This window comes from Streptomyces sp. SirexAA-E (genome assembly GCF_000177195.2).
GTDB lineage: Bacteria > Actinomycetota > Actinomycetes > Streptomycetales > Streptomycetaceae > Streptomyces > Streptomyces flavovirens.
Genome location: NC_015953.1, coordinates 3,724,571 through 3,743,088, shown reverse-complemented (window position 1 = coordinate 3,743,088; position 18,518 = coordinate 3,724,571). Strand labels below are relative to the sequence as shown.

Here is an 18,518-nt window from a genome sequence, read left to right as displayed (position 1 = left end):
GGTCCGGAGACCGACCGGTCGCACAAACCACTGGGCAGGATGGTGACGGACAGTCATTTCCCAGCTGGCGGCAGCGGTACGCAACTGTATCGGCACGTTCCGTCACGAGGGGAGTTTCGTGACGGACTTAGCTCAGCTGGGCTAATCGCCGTATCAGCGGCCCGCCCTGACCGTCACCGTCCGTCACGGGACGTTGTATGCACGATCGTCCTACCAGTCGCTCCGGGAGGACGACATGAACTTGCGCACGAGAAAGATCAGGCCGCCGACCAGCATGACGGCGATCAGCACCTTGAAGAGCAGGCCGATGACGAACCCGACCACGCTGGCGATCAGCCCGCCGAACACGACGAGCACGATGAGCGGCACCGCGACCCACTTCACCCACCAGGGCATCCCCGCGAAAATCTCCTGTACCGCCATCGTCCGTACCTCGTCTCTGTGAGTTCCTGCCTCGATGCTAGAGGCGTGGGGCGGCTCCGCGGAGGGGTGGCATCCCTTGAAGACCCCTGAGCGGTCCCCTAGGGAACCCCGAGTCGCGGCGCTCAGCCCTCGGGCGGGGAGAAGACCACCATGACCCGGAGGTCCTCGGTGACGTGGTGGAACTTGTGGGCGGTCCCCGCGGGCACGTACACGACGCTTCCCCGGCCCACCTGTGTGGTCTCCGTGCCGACCGTGATCGAGGCGCGGCCGCTCACGACGAGGTAGACCTCGTCCTGGCCATGGGGCTGCTGCGGGTCGAGTGCGCCGGCGTCCAGGGCGTACAGGCCGACGGACATGTTGCGTTCACGGATGAACTGCAGGTAGGCGCCGTCGTTGGCGGCGCGTTCCGCCTCCAGCTCGTCCAGTCGGAATGCCTTCATCGTCCGTCCGCCCCTCGCGCCTGTTCTCGTCACTCACGCCGGTGTCCGCCACCGATCACGTCTGCCACGATCAGACACATGAAGAATTTCGTAGTCAAGACGATCGCCAACGCGGGTGCGCTGGCCGTGGCCATCTGGCTGCTCCAGGACATCACGCTCACCGGCCACAGCACCGGCCGCAAGGTGCTCACGCTCATCGTGGTTGCGCTGCTGTTCGGCCTGGTCAACTTCGTCGTGAAGCCGGTGGTCAAGCTCCTGACCCTGCCGTTGTTCATCCTGACGCTCGGACTGATCACCCTGGTCGTCAACGCCCTGATGCTGATGCTGACCTCCTGGCTGGCCGGCGTCCTGGACGTGAGCTTCCACGTCGAGGGCTTCTGGACCGCCGTCCTGGGCGGCCTGATCATCTCGGTGGTCTCCTGGGCGCTCAACGTCGTGCTGCCCGACGAGGACTGAGCCCGCGCCCGAGGCGCGGTGCGGAGCGGACCGGTGAGGAGCCGGAAGAGAGACGAGGAAGCAGAGATGAGCACCACGAGCGACGGAACCCGGGCCGTACGGGCGGGACTGCCTACACCGCAGCAGTACGAGCCGACGCTGCCCGGCCCGGTCTTCGCCGCGCATTTCCATCTGTCCGGTGAGCCCGTGGGCCCGTACACCTACGGCCGGGACACGAACCCGACGTGGACCCATCTGGAGCGGGCGATCGGTGAGCTGGAGGCACCGGGGGAGCAGGTGGAGACCACGGTCTTCGCCTCCGGGATGGCGGCTGTCTCCGCCGTCCTGCTCTCCCGGGCCCGCACCGGGGACATCGTGGTCCTGCCAGACGACGGCTATCAGGCCCTGCCCCTGGTGCGGGAGCAGCTGGAGGCGTACGGGGTGCGGGTCCGTACGGCTCCGACCGGTGGCGATGCCCAGTTGCGGGCCCTGGAGGGGGCGAAGCTGCTGTGGCTGGAGACCCCTTCCAACCCGGGACTCGACGTCTGCGACGTGCGTCGGCTGGTCGCGGCCGCGCATGAGGCGGGCGCGCTGGTCGCGGTCGACAACACACTCGCCACACCCCTGGGCCAGCGCCCCCTGGAGCTCGGTGCGGACTTCTCGGTGGCGAGCGACACCAAGGGCATGACCGGGCACGGCGACATCCTGCTGGGCCATGTGTCGTGCAAGGACCCGGAACTGTCCGCGGGCGTGCGGCGGTGGCGGAAGGTCGTCGGCGCGATCCCCGGCCCGATGGAGGCCTGGCTCGCCCACCGTTCGCTGTCCACGGTGCAGCTGCGGGTGGACCGGCAGTGCGGCACTGCGCTCGCCCTGGCAGAGGCCCTGTCGAGGCGGTCGGACGTGACAGGTCTGCGCTATCCCGGGCTGCCCGACGATCCCTCGCACGCGACCGCCGTGCGGCAGATGCGGCGCTTCGGATCCGTGGTCTCCTTCGTCCTGGCGGACAAGGACACGGCCGAGCGCTTCCTGGCCGGGCTGCGGCTGGTCGACGACGCGACGAGCTTCGGCAGCGTGCGGTCGACCGCCGAGCGCCGGGCACGCTGGGGCGGCGACGCCGTCCCGGAGGGCTTCATCCGCTTCTCGGTGGGTGCCGAGGACCCGGACGACCTGCTGGCCGACGTCGAGAGCGCGCTGGACGAGGCCGCCCGCTGACGGACCGGTCCGCAGGGTCCGGTGTGACCGGCCGGGGGCGGGCGTCCCCGTCGCCCGGCCGGTCCGCTCGGGACGGATGGTCCGAGCCTCCCCCCTCGTGGCTCGGACCACCCCGGTTCCTCGCACGACGAACCGTCTGGACAAGGCTAGTTGACCGAGCGTCAGTGTCCAATCACAGAAGCGACAGCTCCCTATCGGCATATTTATGGTTGTGCGGTCGCACGCGTCGCCGGGGTGGGAGGGGCGAGCCGTGGACCTGGCCCTGCTGCGCACGTTCGTCACGGTGCACCGGGCCGGACCGTCCACCCGGGCCGCCGCTCTGCTCGGGCTGTCCCAACCGGCCGTCACCTGCCAGATACGGACGCTGGAGGGGCAGCTGGGCCGCCCTCTCTTCCTGCGCGGGGCACGGGGCGTGACTCCGACGACCGTGGGGGACGAGCTCGCGCGGCGAGCTGCTGACATCGACCGCGCTCTGCGACGAGGGACACGTCCTGGTCGCGGCGCCCCGGTGGGCGAGGAAGCTGGAGCCCGGAGCGCTGCGCCACCTGGAACGAGGTGAGGTAGTAGCGCTGCTGGACCCCCGGTGCCCCCGCTACGGACCTACTTCCTGGTGGTGAGGGACCGGCACACTCTCCTTTCCGCACATCGCGCGGGCGCACGAGTGGCTGGTGCGCGCTGCTGTCGACTGGTGAGCCGAGGGCCGACAGGCGTTTCAGATCGGGTTTCGTGGGCCACGCTCTTGCCATGACCGAACGCCCTGTGGTCAAGCGCACCGCACGCGCCGTCCTGCTCGACGGCGACGACCTCATCCTGATCAAGCGCACCAAGCCCGGGGTCGATCCGTACTGGGTCACGCCGGGTGGCGGTGTCGAGCCGGAGGACGCCACCGTCATCGACGCCCTGCACCGCGAGGTCGACGAGGAACTCGGCGCCAAGGTCGTCGACGTCGTCCCCTGCTTCGTCGACACGGTCGAGCACATCGAGGGTGGCGGCATCAAAGGCGTCAAGGTGCAGCACTTCTTCGTCTGCCGACTGGAGTCGATGGACCCCTCGCGCCGACATGGACCGGAGATCGAGGAGCCCTGCGGCGACTACGAGATCGTGCGCGTGCCCTTCAGCCGGGTGGGCATCGCGGCGGTACACCTCGTACCGCTCTCCCTCCGCCACTACCTCGACGGGAACATCGAGGGGGTACGGGCGATGCACGCCCCCGACCTGGGGTGACGCGAGCCCGGCGGTTCACCCTCGCCCGCTGGGCCGCACGGGACGCTGGACGCTCCGCGCGTCAGACGCCCCGCGGCCGTGCCCGGCGCCATGTTTCACGTGAAACCAGCGTCCTTCGTCATCGCCGATCCAGCGCTGAAGCTCCGGGTACGGTGCGCGGGAGTCAGTTCCGGCCGGCGGCGACGGGATCCGGATGCGGTGCCTGGCCGGCGACCGGACGGTTCTCGTCGCCCCGGGCCGAACGGCGCTCGATCGCACCGGAGACAAGCGCCAGGATCAGCGCGGCGGCTGCCAGGACGGCACCCACCCAGTTGGGCGCGGTGTAGCCGAAGCCGGCCGCGATGACCATGCCGCCGAGCCACGCCGAAAGGGCGTTGCCCAGATTGAAGGCCCCGATGTTCACGGCCGAGGCCAGAGTGGGCGCGCCCGCCGCGTGGTCCAGTACGCGCTTCTGGAGCGGGGGTACGGTCGCGAAGCCCAGAGCGCCGATGAGGACGACGGTGACGGCGGCGGCGATCTTGTTGTGTGCCGTCAGCGTGAACAGGGCGAGGACCAGGGAGAGCGCGCCGAGCGAGACGTACAGCATCGGCATCAGGTGGCGGTCGGCGAACCGCCCGCCGAGCAGGTTGCCCGCGACCATGCCGATACCGAAGAGGACCAGCAGCCAAGTGACAGAGGCCGGTGCGTAACCGGCGACCTCCGTCATCATCGGCGTGATGTACGTGATCGCCGCGAAGACCCCGCCGAATCCGAGCACGGTCATGGCCATGGCCAGCAGCACCTGGACATTGCGGAACGCCGCCAATTCAGGCCGGATGCGCACGTCCTTGGGCTTCGGCTGCTCGGGCACGAGCTTCGCCACGCCGAGGAGTCCGATCACGCCGAGCCCCGCGACGACGAAGAACGTGGTTCGCCAGCCGATGCTCTGCCCGATGAAGGTGCCGAGAGGGACACCGACGACGTTGGCGACGGTGAGGCCGGTGAACATCATGGCGATGGCGCCGGCCTTCTTCTCCGGGGCGACCAGTCCGGCGGCCACCACCGAGCCGATCCCGAAGAAGGCGCCGTGGGCGAGGGAGGCGATCACCCGTCCGGCCAGCATCACGCCGAAGACGGGGGCCAGCGCGGACACCACATTGCCCACGACGAACAGCCCCATCAGGAGCATCAGCATGCGCTTGCGGGTGGTCCGGGTGCCGAGAACGGTCATCAGCGGGGCACCGAGGACCACGCCGAGGGCGTAGCCCGTGACCAGGAACCCTGCGGTCGGGATCGAGACCTGGAAATCGGCCGCGACATCGGGGAGCAACCCCATGATCACGAACTCGGTCGTGCCGATTCCGAAGGCCCCGATGGCGAGAGCGAGGAGCGCGAGCGGCATGATTTCACCTTCACTAAAGATTGCGTCTGCGCCTTACGGGCGTCCACAATAATTGCGTACGCCGGTTAATTGCAAGCGCTGGCTATTGCGCACGTGCCCTACCCTGGACTGCAGTAGCTCCCGCGCCGAGGAGAGAGAGACATGACAGCGACGGACCCCGCACTCACCGCCCTCGCCCAGAGCTGGTGCGCCCTCTCCCTGCTCCACGGAAAGATCGAGGCGCACATCGAGCGGGCCCTCCAGTCCCGCCACGGCCTCAGCGTGCGGGAGTACTCACTGCTCGACGTCCTCAGCCGCCAGCACAGCGGCACCGGCGGCCATCTGCAGATGAAGCAGGTCGCGGACGCCGTGGTACTCAGCCAGAGCGCCACCACGAGGCTCGTCACCCGCCTCGAGGACCGCGGACTGCTGACCCGCTATCTCTGCGACACCGACCGCCGGGGCATCTACACCGACGTGACGGAAGCCGGTCTCACACTGCTGGACGAGGCCCGGCCCACCAACGACGGCGCACTGCGCGCAGCGCTGGACGAGGCCGCAAAGAACCCGGAGCTGGCTCCGCTGGTCCGGACGGTCGAAGCACTCAAAGTCCCTGCCTGAGCGGCCGGGTTGTTGCGTAGTCTGCCGATCATGAGCGATCTCGACATACGCCCCGCCGCACTCTCCGACCTCCCGGCCGTCGTGGCCATGCTGGCCGACGACCCGCTGGGCGCCCAGCGCGAGTCACCGGACGACCTCGCCCCCTACCGGACGGCGTTCCACCGGCTGGCGGACGACCCGAACCAGCACCTGGTCGTGGCCGTGCGTGAGGCGCGCGTCGTGGGGACCCTGCAACTGACCGTCGTTCCCGGGCTGTCCCGGAAGGGTGCGACCCGGTCGATCATCGAAGGTGTCCGCATCCACGCCGACGAACGCGGAAGCGGTCTCGGCACCCAGCTGATCCAGTGGGCGGTCGACGAATCGCGGCGTCAGGGCTGCCGCCTGGTGCAGCTGACGTCCGACGCCACCCGTACCGACGCCCACCGCTTCTACGAACGGCTCGGCTTCACCGCGAGCCATGTGGGGTTCAAGCTCAGCCTCTGAGCCGACCGGTCCCGCCGGCCCCCACCCCCGCCCTTCCCGTACGAACCCGCCGACCGCGAGGGACGCATGCACCGCATCGACGACGAGCAGCGCCGCCTCAGGCTCGGCCGCAGGCACCTGCTGGCCCCCTCGGTGCGCGCCCCCTCCGTTCCGGCCGTCGCGGACGCGGTGGTTGCGCTGCATTCCACCGACGCCGCGACGCTCCACCTCTCGGTGTGCGCCCGGCTGTCGGAGCCGCGCGTCACCCTTATGGAGCGGGCCCTCTACGACGAGGTCTCACTGGTCCGGCTCCTCTCCATGCGCAACACCCTCTTCACCGTCTCCAGCGGGTTCGCTCCCTTCGTCGACGCCGCGAACGCGCGGGCCGTCGCGGCGAAGGAACGGCGGACCTTCCTCAAGCATCTGGAAGCGGACGGCAAGGGTCTGGACGCACGCTGGCTCGCGGACGCCGAACAGGAGACCGTCGCCGTGTTGGCCGAGCGTGGCCGGGCCAGTGGGAGCGAGCTGTCGGCAGCCGTACCGGCCCTCCGGACCAAGATCACCGTCTTTCCCGGCACGAGGCAGGAGACCGTGCAGGGTGTCGCCTCCCGGGTGATCCGTCTCCTGGCTGCCGAGGGGCGCATCCGGCGTGACCGGCCGCGCGGCTCATGGACCTCCAGCCAGTTCCGATGGACGGCATCCGATCCCTGGCCGTCTTCGCCCCCGGCCACGGCACAGGCCGAGGTGGCTCGGCGCTGGCTCCACGCGTACGGGCCCGGCACCGAGGCCGACCTGAAGTGGTGGACGGGCTGGGGGCTCCGCGAGACACGCACGGCGCTGGCTGCCGTCGGTGCGGAGGAGGTGCTGCTCGACGGCGGGGCGGCGGGCTGGGTCGCTCCTGGGGATCTCGGCCCCGAGCCGCCCGTGGAGCCCTGGGCTGCGCTTCTGCCCAGCCTCGACCCCAGCGCCATGGGCTGGGCCGACCGAGGCTTCCAGCTCCAGGCCGACCATCGGGCGGCGCTGTTCGACCGGGCCGGAAACATCGGGCCGACGGTGTGGTGGAACGGCAGGATCGTGGGCGGCTGGGCCCAGCGAGCCGACGGTGAGATCGTGTGGCGGCTGCTGTCGGACGTCGGCCAGGACGGCTCCGCCCTGATCGAGTCCGAGGCGTCCCGTCTGACCGCCTGGGTGGGCGACACCAGGATCACTCCACGCTTCCGCACTCCCATGGAACGCGAACTGACGTCCTGACCCCTCGACGGTCCCGGCATACCGGAGCTGATGTTTCACGTGAAACGGCGCCCGCGACCGTGTGAGGGGTGGTCATGGTCGGAGGGGCTGCAGCCTGGTGCGCAGCGGCAGAATTCGTTGCCCTCCGGGTCGGCCAGAACGTGCCAGCTCTCGGTGCCGGTCTGGCCGACGTCGGCGGGCCTGGCACCGAGCGCGAGCAGCCGCTCCAGCTCCGCGTCCTGGTCGCGGTCGGTGGCGTTGACATCGATGTGCAGCGGGAGCTTCCCGGTACGCGGGTCACTGCTGGGGCTGAGGACGAGGGTGGGCTGCGGGCCACCGAAGCCGGTGTCGGGCGGACCGATCGCGATGCTTCCGTCGTCCTCGCGTTCGAGTTCGACGTAGCCGAGGACCTTGCTCCAGAACCCGGCAAGCCGCTCAGGGTCGGCGGCATCGATGACCAGTTCACTGATGCGGCATGACATGTGCGTCAGTGTATGTAGTCCACCCGCACATCGGTCAGCGTCGGCGCAACGGAACGCGGCACCTACGCGCTCACGCGCACAGGGACCCGCCGTGCCCACCGTCACGTGGCCAGGCCACGCCATCCCCCCTCGTCCACGCCCCCGGGCACGGCCGCCGCAGGGTCGTACGGCTCCCTCGTGAAGGCGAAGGAGCCCAGGTCCAGATGATCGACGGTGCCGTCGTCGGCACGTACGACCCGGAGGGTCTCGCCCGCGTAGTAGCCGTCGAGACCGGTCCAGGTCCCGTCCGCGGCGGCCCGGAAGCGAGCTCCGCGTCCGGGGCCCTGGAGCGGCCGGAGCTCCACTCCACGGTCCGCCCGGAGGGTGAGGGTGTGGGCGCGCGTGCCCCAGTACCAGGGGCCGGTCAGGGCCAGCAGTTCCTGGTCCACCTCGGGCAGCGGGCGCCAGGGTTCCGGGATCCTCGGCTCGGCCTCGGCGACGATCCGAACGAGGTCGGCGGCGACCGTGGCGATCGCCGGACCGGAAGTGGCATTGGAGAGCACCACCGCCGCGACGTCGTCCTCGACGCTGAACCACAGCGCGGCGAGGAAGCCCGGGAGCGATCCGGTGTGGCCCAGGAGCGTACGGCCCTCCTGCCGTACCGCCTGAAGGCCGAGTCCGTAGTTCCCGTCCTGGTCCACGGTCTCGAGCGGAGCCGCGGGCGTACGCATCTGCTCGACCGACGACGCGCTCAGCACGCGGTCGTCGCCCCGCGCGAGGAACAGGGCGAAGCGGAGCAGGTCGGTGGTGGTCGACCAGAGCTGACCCGCCGGCGCCATGAGTCCGAGGTCCTCGACGGGCTCGGGAAGCATGACGTCGGCCCACGGATGAACAGCCCAGCCGTCGGCGTGCGGGGCCTGGGGCTGCACCGTCGTTCGGTCCATCCCCAGAGGATCGAGGATCTCGCGGCGCAGTACCTCGGCCCAGGAGTCACCCCGCAGCTTCTCCACGAGCGCACCGAGCAGCGTGTAACCCGGGTTGGAGTAATGGTGGCCGTGGCCCGCCGGGTGCACCAGCGGCTGCCCGCCCAGCACGTCCGACAGCTCCGGCCTGATACGGCCCGGAGTCCTCTCCCACCAGGGCGCCGGCGTCTCCGCGGCCAGTCCCGCACTGTGGCCCAGCAGTTGGAAGACGGTCGCCTCACCCACACCGGTGCCGGGCAGATGCTTCTCCAGCGGATCGTCCAGGCCGAGCAGGCCCTCGTCACGGAGGCGCAGCACCAGCACGGCGGTGAAGGTCTTGGTGAGGGAGCCGATCCGGTACTGGGTGTCGTCGTCCGGGGCATGGTCCCGCACGCAGCTGCGCGCCCCGCTCCAGGCGATTCGGCCCGCGCGCTGCACCGCCGCGACGAGTGACGGGGTTCGGCCCTCGGTCTGGGCGGTGGCGATGCGGTGGAGCAGGGCTCGCCGGGTACCGGGAAGCAGCGATTCGGATGAGGTCATGGTCAAGGACTACCCGCGGCCGCACCCGTCCGGCCAGCCCTTTTCGCGGTCGGCGTGACGGACCGGCCGACTTCGCGGTCGGCGTGACGGACCGGCCGACTTCGCGGTCGGCGTGACGGACCGGCCGACTTCGCGGTCGGCGTGACGGGCCGGCCGACTTCGCGGTCGACGTGACGGGCCTGTGCCCGCACGCCTCGATGTGGGGCATGGCGGGTCCTGCCCGCTCGGAACGACCGCGCGCACACGCCCCGTTCAGCCGTGGCCCGTGTCCTTCGCCCCATGAGGGAGCAAGGGGAAGAGCCGGGCGATGAGCGCGACCGGCAGAGCATCCGCGGGCCGGGCCAGGGGACGCTCTTCGCGGTCCCGGTAGGGTGCGAGCGCCTGTCGGACGGCGTCAGCGACCCGGCTCATCTCTTCGGGGGTCAGATAGGCGATGGCGCTGAATGCCTCGTCGTGGCGCCACTCGGACGGTGCCTCGTCCCGCCGGGCCAGCCATCGCTGCCAGCTCTCGTCCTCCAGCCCCCGAGCCAGGTCGCCGAACTCCGCCCGCGCCGACGGCTCGACGGCGGGGTCCGGGCGCCTCAGACGCCAGGGGCGGGCACGGCCCCCCTGATGGGGGGCTTCCTCGATGTATCCGTGCCGTGCGAGCTGGCGTAGATGGAACGAGCAGAGTCCGGAGCTGTACCCCAGCCGGGAAGCCGCTTCGGTCGCCGTGACCGTCCCGACTTCGCCGAGCAGATCCAGCAACGCCGTACGCACCTCGTGCACGCGCAGGTCCTCGCCGGCTCCGGCCGCCCGGTCGTGCGGAGTGTTGACGTCGTCTTCAGTCACTTTGCAAAGTCTGCTACTTTGCAAAGCTCTTGGCAAGTGAAGTGGTGTGTGGGCGGAAGGAAGAGGAGACGGCCATGGCTGTGCGCGACGAGGGAGACGCTCCTGCCGACCGGCGGGTCCGGGTGCTGGGACGGCCGGTCGACACGTACCCGGATCTGGCGCCGGAGGCACGACGGGGCTCGGTACGCCGGATCACGGTGGTGGGTGAGGAGGTCCTGAGCCGTCCGTGCCAGGAGGTGACCTCGTTCGGCTCCCCCGGATTGGCGGCGCTGATCGACGACATGTTCGTGACAATGTACGTCGCCGACGGTGCCGGCCTGGCCGCCAACCAGGTCGACGTCGATCTGCGGCTGTTCGTCTACGACTGCCCGGACGACCAGGGCGTCCGGCACGTGGGGCACATCGTCAACCCGGTCCTGGACCAGCCCGATCCGGGCAGCCGCCGGCTCGTCGACGACTCCGAGGGTTGCCTGTCCGTGCCCGGGGCCTCCATGACGCTCCCCCGCACCGACCGTGCCACCGTTCGTGGCTTCGACAAGGACGGCAACCCGCTCGTCATCGAGGGCACGGGGTACTTCGCACGCTGCCTCCAGCACGAGAGCGACCACCTCGTCGGCCACACGTATCTCGACCGGCTGTCCAAGCGGGACCGCAAGGACGCGCTGCGTCAGATGGAGGAGCGCTCCGAGGACGTCTTCGCCCGCCGCGCCCTCAAGGCCTCCCACCCGAGGTGAAGCACCCCGCGCGCACTACGCCGCGGATGCCGGCTCCCCCGGCATCCGGAAGCCACCGATCTCCTGCTCGAGCAGTTCGGCCAGGCGTAGCGGAGTGCGGTCCTCGAACATCGGACCGATGATCTGCACGCCCACCGGCAGCCCCTCGGGGGACCGGCCCGCAGGTACGGCGGTGGCGGGCAGGCCGGGCATGGTGGCCAGGCCGGCCCAGACGAGCTGGTCGAAGTACGGGTACTCGGCGCCGTCGATGTCGATCCGGCGCTCCCTCGGGTCGGGGAGATGGTCGTGCGGGAACGCCGGGGTGGGCGTGACGGGGCACACCACGGCGTCGAACTCGACGAAGAGCCGCCGCCAGCCGTGACGATGGAGTTCTCGGCGGCCGTTCGCCTCCATCCAGTCATGGTGGCTCGACACCATGCTGCGCAGCCGGACCGCGTCGAGGCTCCGGTCGTCCACGCCCAGTCCGGCGGCGCGGATCCGCAACTGCTCGTACGTTTCGACGGGGAACCGCGCGACGGAGCTCGAGAACAGCAGCTGTGTGTAGACCGTCGCGGCTTCGACCAGGTCAGGCAGCAGCGGACTGTGCCGTTCGACTCGGGCACCGCCGTCGACAAGCGCGTCGGCCACCCGGTCCACGCCCGCGCGCACAGCGGAAGCCGTCGGAATGAGCGGGTGCGTGTCGACGAGCAGGACCCGGAAGTCGCGGAGCCGCTCGTGGCGGGCGGGCGGCAGCGTCACCTGGTGCGCCACACCGAACGTCAGCGGGTCCGGTCCGGCCATGACGTCCAGCAGGAGCGTGAGGTCGCGGGCCGAGCGCGCCATCGGACCGACGACGGCGAGGTCGGGCTCCGTCGGCCACGCGGGCGCGAGCGGGGGGACCATACCGCGGCCGGCCGCCAGACCGAGCGTCGGCTTGTGCGCGTAGACACCGCAGAAGTGCGCGGGGGTGCGCAGTGAACCGGCGATGTCGGAGCCGATCGACAGCGCGCCGAATCCCGAGGCCAGCGCCGCCGCCGATCCGCCGGAGGAGCCGCCCGACGTACGGCCGTGGTCCCACGGGTTGTTGGTGGTGCCGTAGATCTTGTTGAAGCTCTGCACGTCCTGCAGCCCCACAGGAACATTGGTCTTGCCGAGCACCACCGCGCCTGCCTCCTTCAGCCGCGACACCTGCACCGCGTCCTCGGCCGGCATGTGGTCCCGGTGCGGCTCCATACCCCAGTTCGTGGGCAGCCCGGCGACGTTGTACGACTCCTTGACCGTCACCGGAATGCCGAGCAGCGGCCGGTCCTCACCGCGGGCGCGCGCCTCGTCGGCATCACGCGCGGCGGCCCGCGCACGGTCGAAGTCCGGCACACAGATCGCGTTGACCGCCTTGTCGTCCCGCTCGATACGGGCGATCGCCTCGTCGGTCAGTTCCGCCGACGTCACTTCTCCGGCACGCAACGAACCCACGAGTTCCTCGGCCGTCAGAAAATTCCACTCCATGGATCGGACCGTACGGACCTACGCGAGAGGCCACGAAACGCCGCCGCGCACAACACCTCGGAAACGGCCGGGCACACCCCGCCGAGCCCGGACACGAGGGTGCCCCCGCAAGCCCGGACCGCGCACCGATGAGTCTCCCGCGCCACGCTGGTCAGTACGCCGGACACCCCGACCGGAAGGCTGAGCCATGCGGAAACTGATCTACGGCATGAACCTGACCCTGGACGGCTACACCGCCGCGGCCGGCGACGACATCGGGTGGAGCGGGCCGCCGAGCGACGAGCTGTTCCAGTGGTGGCTCGACCAGGAGCAGGCGAACGGCCTGTCGCTGTACGGGCGCAAGCTGTGGGAGACGATGAGCTCCTACTGGCCGACCGGCGACCAGCAGCCCGACGCCACCCCGGCGGAGATCGAGTTCGCGCGGAACTGGCGGGACACGCCGAAGGTGGTGTTCTCCTCGACGATCGACGAGGTCGACTGGAACACCCGCCTGGTCACCGGCGACGCGATCGCCGAGATCACCCGGCTCAAGGCCGAGGACGGCGGCCCGATGAACATCGGCGGCGCAACGCTCGCCGGGGCGGCCATGCGTGCTGGGCTGATCGACGAGTACGTGATCGCCGCCCATCCGGTCCTGGTGGGCAGCGGCACGCCGTTCTTCACCGCGCTGGACAGCTGGGTGAACCTGAATCTGGTCGAGACGCGGACGTTTCCCGGCGGCGTGGTCCTGACCAGGTACGAGACGAGGCGCTGAGCAGCAGCCCCCACGCGGTGGTCCCACGGCGACGCCGCATACGACATCGGGCCACCACTGCCCATGCCTCAGTCGGCCCGGACGACTCCGGCTGCGGGCCGCGCTCGGTGCGGCGGGTGACGGGCGTCCGCGCTGTCGAGGGGAGATCGCCCGTTCACCGCCCAGACGGCCAGCGCGCAGACCGCGAATCCTGCCCCGAGGAGGCTGGAACCTGCCCAGCCGTGGATGGAGAAGACCGCGGTGGTCGCGGCGGCTCCAAGGGCGGAGCCGAGCGAGTAGAACACCATGTAGCCGCCGATGACTCCGCTGGTGCGATCCGGGTGCGCGGTGGTGAGCAGGTGCTGGTTACTCACGTGTACGGCCTGGACCGCGAAGTCGAGGGCCACGATTCCGACGATGAGGAGCCCCGGTGTCCCCGGCAGCTGCGCGATGGCTGCCCACGAGAGGACGAGCAGGGTGAGCGCGAGGCCGGTGACCTGAGCCGTCCGTCCCGCATCCGCCCACCGTCCCGCGCGTGCGGCGCCGAGGGCGCCGGCAAGCCCCGCGATGCCGAACAATCCGATCTGGCTCTCGTTCAGGTGCCAGGGTGCGTCCGCAAGCGGCAGGGACAGCCCACTCCACAGCGTTCCGAAGGACGCGAACAAGAAGAACGCGATGAGCCCGCGCGTCAGCAGGAGGCGCTGTCCGAAGAGTCCGCCGAGTGAAACGACGGCCTGCCTGTACCCCGCGGGTCTGCTGTGACGGTCTTCCGTCGGCAGTGCGACGAGGACGAGAACCGCGAGCCCGAGCGACAGCACCGCCAGCACCACATAGATGCTCCGCCAGCCCCACACATCGGCGAGCGTGCCGGTGGCAACCCGTGCGCCCAGGATGCCGACCACGACACCCGAGGTCACGACACCGATGTTCCGGCCTCGTTCGGCAGGCGGCGAGAGGGACGCCGCGTAGGCCACGGTGGTCTGTACGACGACCGCGAACAGCCCGGCCACTGTGAGCCCCGCGAACGCCATCCATCCGGCTGACGCGGAGGCCGTCAGGACCAGGCCGGTCGCGGTGATCGCCAGGTGCACGGCGATGAGCCGCCGCCGGTCGACGACCACATCGCCGAGCGGCACCAGCAGCACCAGCCCTGCCAGATAGCCGAACTGACCGGTCGCAACGATCCACCCCGTGTGTGCCGCCGACACACCGAGATCCCGTCCCATCGGTTCCAGAACCGGCTGCGCGGCATAGATGCCGGCCACCGCGACGCCACACACCACCGCGAGCAGTAGCCGCCGCCACACGTCCATCGCACCCGGCCCCAATCAGTAGCGAATCGCAACCGTTTTGACGGTAGGGCATGCTGGTTTCATTCCGCAACTCTTTGGGAGGTGTCATGCCGCGCACCACCACGCGCGTCCCGAAGCCCGACTGGACCGACCCCGACTGCCCTGTAGCCCGCACACTCGATCTCGTCGGCGACAGATGGAGCCTTCTCGTCATCCGCGACGCGATGGACGGGGCGCGATCGTTCACCGAGTTCCAGCGACGTACCGGCATCGCCCGCAACATCCTCACCGAGCGCCTGCGCAAGCTCACCGCATACGGGCTCCTCGCCCAACGCACCGCGCCATCGGGCCGCCGTCAGGAATACGTGCTCACCGACGCCGGCCGCGACCTCTTCCCCGTCATCCTCACCCTGCGGCAGTGGGGGGAGCGCCACGCCTTCGCGCCCGGCGAGGCGCACTCCACCTTGGTCGACGAGCACGGCACCCCTGTGCCGGACATCGTGCCGACCAGCGCCGACGGCAACCCTCTCGACACCGATACCACGCACGTGCAGAAGATCCGGTAGAAGCCAAGACTCCGACGTGCTCGAACATCTGGGCCGGGGGCATCCACAGACCCGGGTCGACCAGGACGGAGTGCGGGCGTCATGGGCAGACCCGCCGTACCGGCGGAACGTACGCTACGGCGATACCCGCGACAGCCGGGAGACACCCCAGGCCAGTCGCCGCCAGGACTGCCCTCTCCACGACACGACAGCGGAGAAAACGACACGGCGACAGAGAAACACGACGGGGAACCTCAGGTCTGCGCCATGTCCACGAAGCGGGAGTAGTGCCCCTGGAACGCCACGGTGATCGTCGCGGTCGGGCCGTTACGGTGCTTGGCCACGATCAGGTCCGCCTCGCCCGCACGCGGTGACTCCTTCTCGTACGCGTCCTCGCGGTGCAGCAGGATGACCATGTCGGCGTCCTGCTCGATGGATCCCGACTCACGCAGGTCGGAGACCATCGGCTTCTTGTCCGTGCGCTGCTCGGGGCCACGGTTCAGCTGGGAGAGCGCGATGACCGGGAGCTCAAGCTCCTTGGCGAGGAGCTTGAGGTTTCGGGACATGTCCGAGACCTCCTGCTGCCGGCTCTCGGCGCGCTTCGCGCCACCGGACTGCATCAGCTGGAGGTAGTCGATGACCACCAGCTTGAGGTCGTTGCGCTGCTTGAGCCGACGGCACTTCGCGCGGATCTCCATCATCGAGAGGTTCGGCGAGTCATCGATGTAGAGAGGGGCGGCCGAGACGTCCGGCATCCGCCGTGCCAGCCGCGTCCAGTCCTCGTCGGTCATGGTGCCGGACCGCATGTGGTGCAGAGCCACCCGCGCCTCGGCCGAGAGCAGGCGCATCGCGATCTCGTTGCGCCCCATCTCCAGGGAGAAGATCACGCTCGGCAGGTTGCTCTTGATCGAGCACGCCCGGGCGAAGTCGAGCGCCAGGGTCGACTTACCCATGGCGGGACGCGCGGCGATGACGATCATCTGACCGGGGTGCAGGCCGTTCGTCAGGGAGTCGAGGTCGGTGAACCCGGTGGGGACACCCGTCATCTCACCGCTGCGGGAACCGATCGCCTCGATCTCGTCGAGGGCGCCCTCCATGATGTCGCCGAGCGGCAGGTAGTCCTCGCTGGTCCGCTGCTCGGTGACGGCGTAGATCTCGGCCTGCGCCGAGTTCACGATCTCGTCGACGTCCCCGTCGGCCGCGTACCCCATCTGCGTGATCTTCGTACCGGCCTCGACGAGACGGCGGAGGACCGCACGCTCGTGGACGATCTCCGCGTAGTACGAGGCGTTGGCCGCGGTCGGAACCGACTGGACCAGGGTGTGCAGATAAGGGGCCCCGCCGACCTTGGTGATCTCGCCGCGCTTGACCAGCTCGGCCGCCACGGTGATCGGGTCCGCCGGCTCGCCCTTGGCGTAGAGGTCGAGGATCGCCGTGTACACGGTCTCGTGGGCCGGACGGTAGAAGTCATGGCCCTTGATGATCTCCACGACGTCCGCGATGGCGTCCTTGGAGAGCAGCATCCCGCCCAGCACGGACTGCTCGGCGTCGAGGTCCTGCGGTGGGACCCGCTCGAAGCCGGACTGACCGTTGTCCCAGCCGCTGTCCCGCCCCCGCTCGTGCTGCTCGTCGCGCCCCTTGCCCTCGCCTCGGCGCTGACGGGAGACAGGCAGACGGTCACTGGGACCGACGTCGGCCCAGGGATCGTCCAAAGGCTCGGGGATGCTCACCGGGCCACCTCCTCCCGTCCGCTGAGCGGACCTAGCCGTGCCACTCTTTCTTACGGCACAGCACCGACAAACAAGACGCCCGACTCCGGTTCCGACGCGTCAAGTTCTGCGAGTTTCCAGGCCGGAACGAAGTGCGGGCGCCGGTACACGGTAGGCCCGTCCGCACCGTCAGCCAATCTGGTTATCCACAGGCCATGTGGACGACGTACCAGATGCTGTGGAGAACCTGCCTGATCCTGTGCACGGACCGGGGGACAGAACTGTGGACAAACTCATAGCCCCACCCCCGTAACCCACCTGACCTGCCCTTTCCCCGTCCACTGACTGTGGGAGAGAAAAACTTTCGCCCCCGCACCAAGATCACCGAGATCCTCACGCGACCACACCGGGAAGGCCCTCAGAAGTAAGGGATGCCAAGGCTTTGCATCTCTTACCTGTGGAAGATTAGATTGGCGCCTATGACCGAGGCTCCCGCGACCCCACCCCCGTCCCGTCGTCGACACGACCGCGAGATCATCGCACTCGCCGTTCCGGCCTTCGGCGCCCTCGTCGCCGAGCCACTCTTCGTCATGGTCGACAGCGCCATCGTCGGCCACCTCGGCACCCCGCAACTGGCCGGGCTGGGGGTGGCAGCAGCCCTGCTGACCACCGCGGTGAGCGTTTTCGTGTTCCTCGCCTACGCCACCACGGCCGCCGTCGCCCGCCGGGTGGGCGCGGGCGACCTTCCCGCAGCGATCCGTCAGGGCATGGACGGGATCTGGCTCGCCCTGCTCCTCGGGGCCGCCGTGGTCGCCGTCGCTCTGCCCACCGCGCCCTGGTTGGTCGAAGCGTTCGGCGCCTCCGACACAGCCGCCCCGTACGCCACCACTTATCTGCGCATCTCCAGCCTCGGCATCCCCGCGATGCTGGTCGTCCTCGCGGCGACGGGCGTACTGCGCGGGCTCCAGGACACCCGGACCCCCTTGTACGTCGCCGTCGGCGGATTCGCCGCCAACGGCGTCCTCAACGTGGTCCTTGTCTACGGAGCCGGCCTCGGCATCGCCGGATCCGCCTGGGGAACGGTGATCGCCCAGGCGGCCATGGCATTCGTCTACCTCGTCGTGGTGATCCGCGGCGCCCGACGGCACGGCGCCTCGCTCCGCCCTGACGCCGCAGGCATCCGGGCCAGCGCCCACGCGGGTGTCCCCTTGCTGGTCCGTACGCTCTCGCTCCGTTCGGTCCTGATGATCGCCACCGCCGTCGCCGCTCGGCTCGGCGACACGGACATAGCCGCGCACCAGATCATCCTCTCGCTGTGGAGCCTCGCGTCCTTCGCCCTGGACGCCATCGCCATCGCCGGACAGGCGATCATCGGCCGCTATCTCGGGGCGAACGACTCCGACGGAGCCCGCGAAGCCTGTCGACGGATGGTCCAGTGGGGCATCGCGGCCGGTCTCGTCATCGGGGTGCTCATCATCCTGACCCGCCCCCTGTTCATCCCGCTGTTCACCGGCGACACCTCCGTGCGCGAGACACTGCTGCCCGCTCTCCTCGTCGTCGCCCTCACCCAGCCGTTCGCGGGCGTGGTCTATGTCCTGGACGGCGTACTGATGGGTGCGGGCGACGGCCGCTACCTCGCCTGGGCCATGCTGCTGACCCTGGCCGTCTTCGCCCCTGCCGCACTCCTCGTCCCCGCCTTCGGAGGAGGCCTCACCGCGCTGTGGTGGACGATGGCGCTGATGATGGTGATCCGCCTGGCCACGCTCTGGCTACGCGCCCGGTCCGGCCGCTGGATCGTGACCGGCGCCACCCGCTGAAC

General features: G+C 69.8%; 19 protein-coding genes and 1 pseudogene. 11 read left to right on the top strand and 9 right to left on the bottom strand.

Going from position 1 to position 18,518, the window contains the following annotated elements:
- Positions 1–210 precede the first annotated feature (210 nt).
- Both SACTE_RS16635 and SACTE_RS16630 read right to left on the bottom strand, forming a co-directional pair.
- Positions 211–423, bottom strand: coding sequence for a DUF5326 family protein (locus SACTE_RS16635; protein ID WP_014047202.1), 213 nt, complete (start codon positions 421–423; stop codon positions 211–213).
- 122 nt (positions 424–545) lie between these two features.
- Entirely contained in the window at positions 546–863 is a 318-nt protein-coding gene (locus tag SACTE_RS16630) for a cupin domain-containing protein (protein ID WP_014047201.1), read from the bottom strand.
- A 78-nt stretch (positions 864–941) separates the two neighbouring features.
- On the opposite strand from SACTE_RS16630, the gene SACTE_RS16625 reads away from it, so the two are divergent.
- From SACTE_RS16625 to SACTE_RS16615, 4 genes and pseudogenes are all read left to right on the top strand, one after another.
- Positions 942–1,319 (top strand): phage holin family protein, encoded by a 378-nt coding sequence (locus SACTE_RS16625; protein ID WP_014047200.1) that lies wholly within the window; start codon positions 942–944, stop codon positions 1,317–1,319.
- A gap of 66 nt (positions 1,320–1,385) precedes the next feature.
- Positions 1,386–2,510, top strand: coding sequence for a cystathionine gamma-lyase (locus tag SACTE_RS16620; RefSeq protein WP_014047199.1), 1,125 nt, complete (start codon positions 1,386–1,388; stop codon positions 2,508–2,510).
- A 250-nt stretch (positions 2,511–2,760) separates the two neighbouring features.
- A pseudogene (locus SACTE_RS33280) lies at positions 2,761–3,202 on the top strand (LysR family transcriptional regulator).
- Positions 3,203–3,254: 52 nt separating this feature from the next.
- Positions 3,255–3,734, top strand: coding sequence for an NUDIX hydrolase (locus tag SACTE_RS16615; RefSeq protein ID WP_014047198.1), 480 nt, complete (start codon positions 3,255–3,257; stop codon positions 3,732–3,734).
- Between the two features lie 163 nt (positions 3,735–3,897).
- Here the strand turns inward: SACTE_RS16615 and SACTE_RS16610 are convergent, their stop codons facing one another.
- Positions 3,898–5,115, bottom strand: a complete 1,218-nt coding sequence (locus tag SACTE_RS16610; protein WP_014047197.1) for an MFS transporter — start codon at positions 5,113–5,115, stop codon at positions 3,898–3,900.
- 141 nt (positions 5,116–5,256) lie between these two features.
- Between SACTE_RS16610 and SACTE_RS16605 the strand changes: the two genes are divergently transcribed.
- The 3 genes from SACTE_RS16605 (at position 5,257) to SACTE_RS16595 (ending at position 7,428) form a co-directional block, all read left to right on the top strand.
- Positions 5,257–5,715 (top strand): MarR family transcriptional regulator, encoded by a 459-nt coding sequence (locus SACTE_RS16605; RefSeq protein ID WP_014047196.1) that lies wholly within the window; start codon positions 5,257–5,259, stop codon positions 5,713–5,715.
- Between the two features lie 30 nt (positions 5,716–5,745).
- Positions 5,746–6,198 (top strand): GNAT family N-acetyltransferase, encoded by a 453-nt coding sequence (locus SACTE_RS16600; protein ID WP_019992484.1) that lies wholly within the window; start codon positions 5,746–5,748, stop codon positions 6,196–6,198.
- Positions 6,199–6,264: 66 nt separating this feature from the next.
- Complete coding sequence (locus SACTE_RS16595; protein ID WP_014047194.1) at positions 6,265–7,428, top strand: winged helix DNA-binding domain-containing protein; 1,164 nt, start codon at positions 6,265–6,267, stop codon at positions 7,426–7,428.
- 35 nt (positions 7,429–7,463) lie between these two features.
- On the opposite strand, the gene SACTE_RS16590 is transcribed toward SACTE_RS16595, so the two are convergent.
- The 3 genes from SACTE_RS16590 to SACTE_RS16580 form a co-directional block, all read right to left on the bottom strand.
- Complete coding sequence (locus SACTE_RS16590) at positions 7,464–7,889, bottom strand: VOC family protein (protein WP_014047193.1); 426 nt, start codon at positions 7,887–7,889, stop codon at positions 7,464–7,466.
- Between the two features lie 101 nt (positions 7,890–7,990).
- The gene (locus SACTE_RS16585) at positions 7,991–9,370 is read right to left on the bottom strand and encodes a serine hydrolase domain-containing protein (protein WP_014047192.1); all 1,380 of its coding nucleotides are present in this window, start codon (positions 9,368–9,370) and stop codon (positions 7,991–7,993) included.
- Positions 9,371–9,622: 252 nt separating this feature from the next.
- Entirely contained in the window at positions 9,623–10,201 is a 579-nt protein-coding gene (locus SACTE_RS16580) for a helix-turn-helix domain-containing protein (RefSeq protein ID WP_014047191.1), read from the bottom strand.
- A 74-nt stretch (positions 10,202–10,275) separates the two neighbouring features.
- Between SACTE_RS16580 and def the strand changes: the two genes are divergently transcribed.
- The gene (gene def / locus SACTE_RS16575) at positions 10,276–10,935 is read left to right on the top strand and encodes a peptide deformylase (protein WP_014047190.1); all 660 of its coding nucleotides are present in this window, start codon (positions 10,276–10,278) and stop codon (positions 10,933–10,935) included.
- Between the two features lie 15 nt (positions 10,936–10,950).
- Here def and SACTE_RS16570 read toward each other — a convergent pair whose 3' ends face one another.
- Positions 10,951–12,420, bottom strand: coding sequence for an amidase (locus SACTE_RS16570; protein WP_014047189.1), 1,470 nt, complete (start codon positions 12,418–12,420; stop codon positions 10,951–10,953).
- A 187-nt stretch (positions 12,421–12,607) separates the two neighbouring features.
- Between SACTE_RS16570 and SACTE_RS16565 the strand changes: the two genes are divergently transcribed.
- A complete protein-coding gene (locus tag SACTE_RS16565; RefSeq protein WP_014047188.1) occupies positions 12,608–13,174 on the top strand; it encodes a dihydrofolate reductase family protein in 567 nt (188 codons plus the stop codon).
- Between the two features lie 68 nt (positions 13,175–13,242).
- On the opposite strand, the gene SACTE_RS16560 is transcribed toward SACTE_RS16565, so the two are convergent.
- A complete protein-coding gene (locus tag SACTE_RS16560; protein WP_014047187.1) occupies positions 13,243–14,466 on the bottom strand; it encodes an MFS transporter in 1,224 nt (407 codons plus the stop codon).
- A gap of 86 nt (positions 14,467–14,552) precedes the next feature.
- Between SACTE_RS16560 and SACTE_RS16555 the strand changes: the two genes are divergently transcribed.
- Positions 14,553–15,011, top strand: a complete 459-nt coding sequence (locus tag SACTE_RS16555; RefSeq protein ID WP_014047186.1) for a helix-turn-helix domain-containing protein — start codon at positions 14,553–14,555, stop codon at positions 15,009–15,011.
- Positions 15,012–15,244: 233 nt separating this feature from the next.
- Here the strand turns inward: SACTE_RS16555 and dnaB are convergent, their stop codons facing one another.
- Complete coding sequence (gene dnaB, locus SACTE_RS16550) at positions 15,245–16,720, bottom strand: replicative DNA helicase (RefSeq protein ID WP_014047185.1); 1,476 nt, start codon at positions 16,718–16,720, stop codon at positions 15,245–15,247.
- Positions 16,721–17,178: 458 nt separating this feature from the next.
- Here dnaB and SACTE_RS16545 point away from each other — a divergent pair, with 458 nt between their 5' ends.
- A complete protein-coding gene (locus SACTE_RS16545) occupies positions 17,179–18,516 on the top strand; it encodes an MATE family efflux transporter (protein ID WP_014047184.1) in 1,338 nt (445 codons plus the stop codon).
- The last annotated feature ends 2 nt before the right edge of the window (positions 18,517–18,518 follow it).

Bases quoted from the DNA above. Each gene is read 5' to 3' on its own strand.
- SACTE_RS16635 (WP_014047202.1), bottom strand. From the start codon at position 423: ATGGCGGTACAGGAGATTTTCGCGGGGATGCCCTGGTGGGTGAAGTGG.
- SACTE_RS16630 (WP_014047201.1), bottom strand. From the start codon at position 863: ATGAAGGCATTCCGACTGGACGAGCTGGAGGCGGAACGCGCCGCCAAC.
- SACTE_RS16625 (WP_014047200.1), top strand. From the start codon at position 942: ATGAAGAATTTCGTAGTCAAGACGATCGCCAACGCGGGTGCGCTGGCC.
- SACTE_RS16620 (WP_014047199.1), top strand. From the start codon at position 1,386: ATGAGCACCACGAGCGACGGAACCCGGGCCGTACGGGCGGGACTGCCT.
- SACTE_RS16615 (WP_014047198.1), top strand. From the start codon at position 3,255: ATGACCGAACGCCCTGTGGTCAAGCGCACCGCACGCGCCGTCCTGCTC.
- SACTE_RS16610 (WP_014047197.1), bottom strand. From the start codon at position 5,115: ATGCCGCTCGCGCTCCTCGCTCTCGCCATCGGGGCCTTCGGAATCGGC.
- SACTE_RS16605 (WP_014047196.1), top strand. From the start codon at position 5,257: ATGACAGCGACGGACCCCGCACTCACCGCCCTCGCCCAGAGCTGGTGC.
- SACTE_RS16600 (WP_019992484.1), top strand. From the start codon at position 5,746: ATGAGCGATCTCGACATACGCCCCGCCGCACTCTCCGACCTCCCGGCC.
- SACTE_RS16595 (WP_014047194.1), top strand. From the start codon at position 6,265: ATGCACCGCATCGACGACGAGCAGCGCCGCCTCAGGCTCGGCCGCAGG.
- SACTE_RS16590 (WP_014047193.1), bottom strand. From the start codon at position 7,889: ATGTCATGCCGCATCAGTGAACTGGTCATCGATGCCGCCGACCCTGAG.
- SACTE_RS16585 (WP_014047192.1), bottom strand. From the start codon at position 9,370: ATGACCTCATCCGAATCGCTGCTTCCCGGTACCCGGCGAGCCCTGCTC.
- def (WP_014047190.1), top strand. From the start codon at position 10,276: ATGGCTGTGCGCGACGAGGGAGACGCTCCTGCCGACCGGCGGGTCCGG.
- SACTE_RS16570 (WP_014047189.1), bottom strand. From the start codon at position 12,420: ATGGAGTGGAATTTTCTGACGGCCGAGGAACTCGTGGGTTCGTTGCGT.
- SACTE_RS16565 (WP_014047188.1), top strand. From the start codon at position 12,608: ATGCGGAAACTGATCTACGGCATGAACCTGACCCTGGACGGCTACACC.
- SACTE_RS16560 (WP_014047187.1), bottom strand. From the start codon at position 14,466: ATGGACGTGTGGCGGCGGCTACTGCTCGCGGTGGTGTGTGGCGTCGCG.
- SACTE_RS16555 (WP_014047186.1), top strand. From the start codon at position 14,553: ATGCCGCGCACCACCACGCGCGTCCCGAAGCCCGACTGGACCGACCCC.
- SACTE_RS16545 (WP_014047184.1), top strand. From the start codon at position 17,179: ATGACCGAGGCTCCCGCGACCCCACCCCCGTCCCGTCGTCGACACGAC.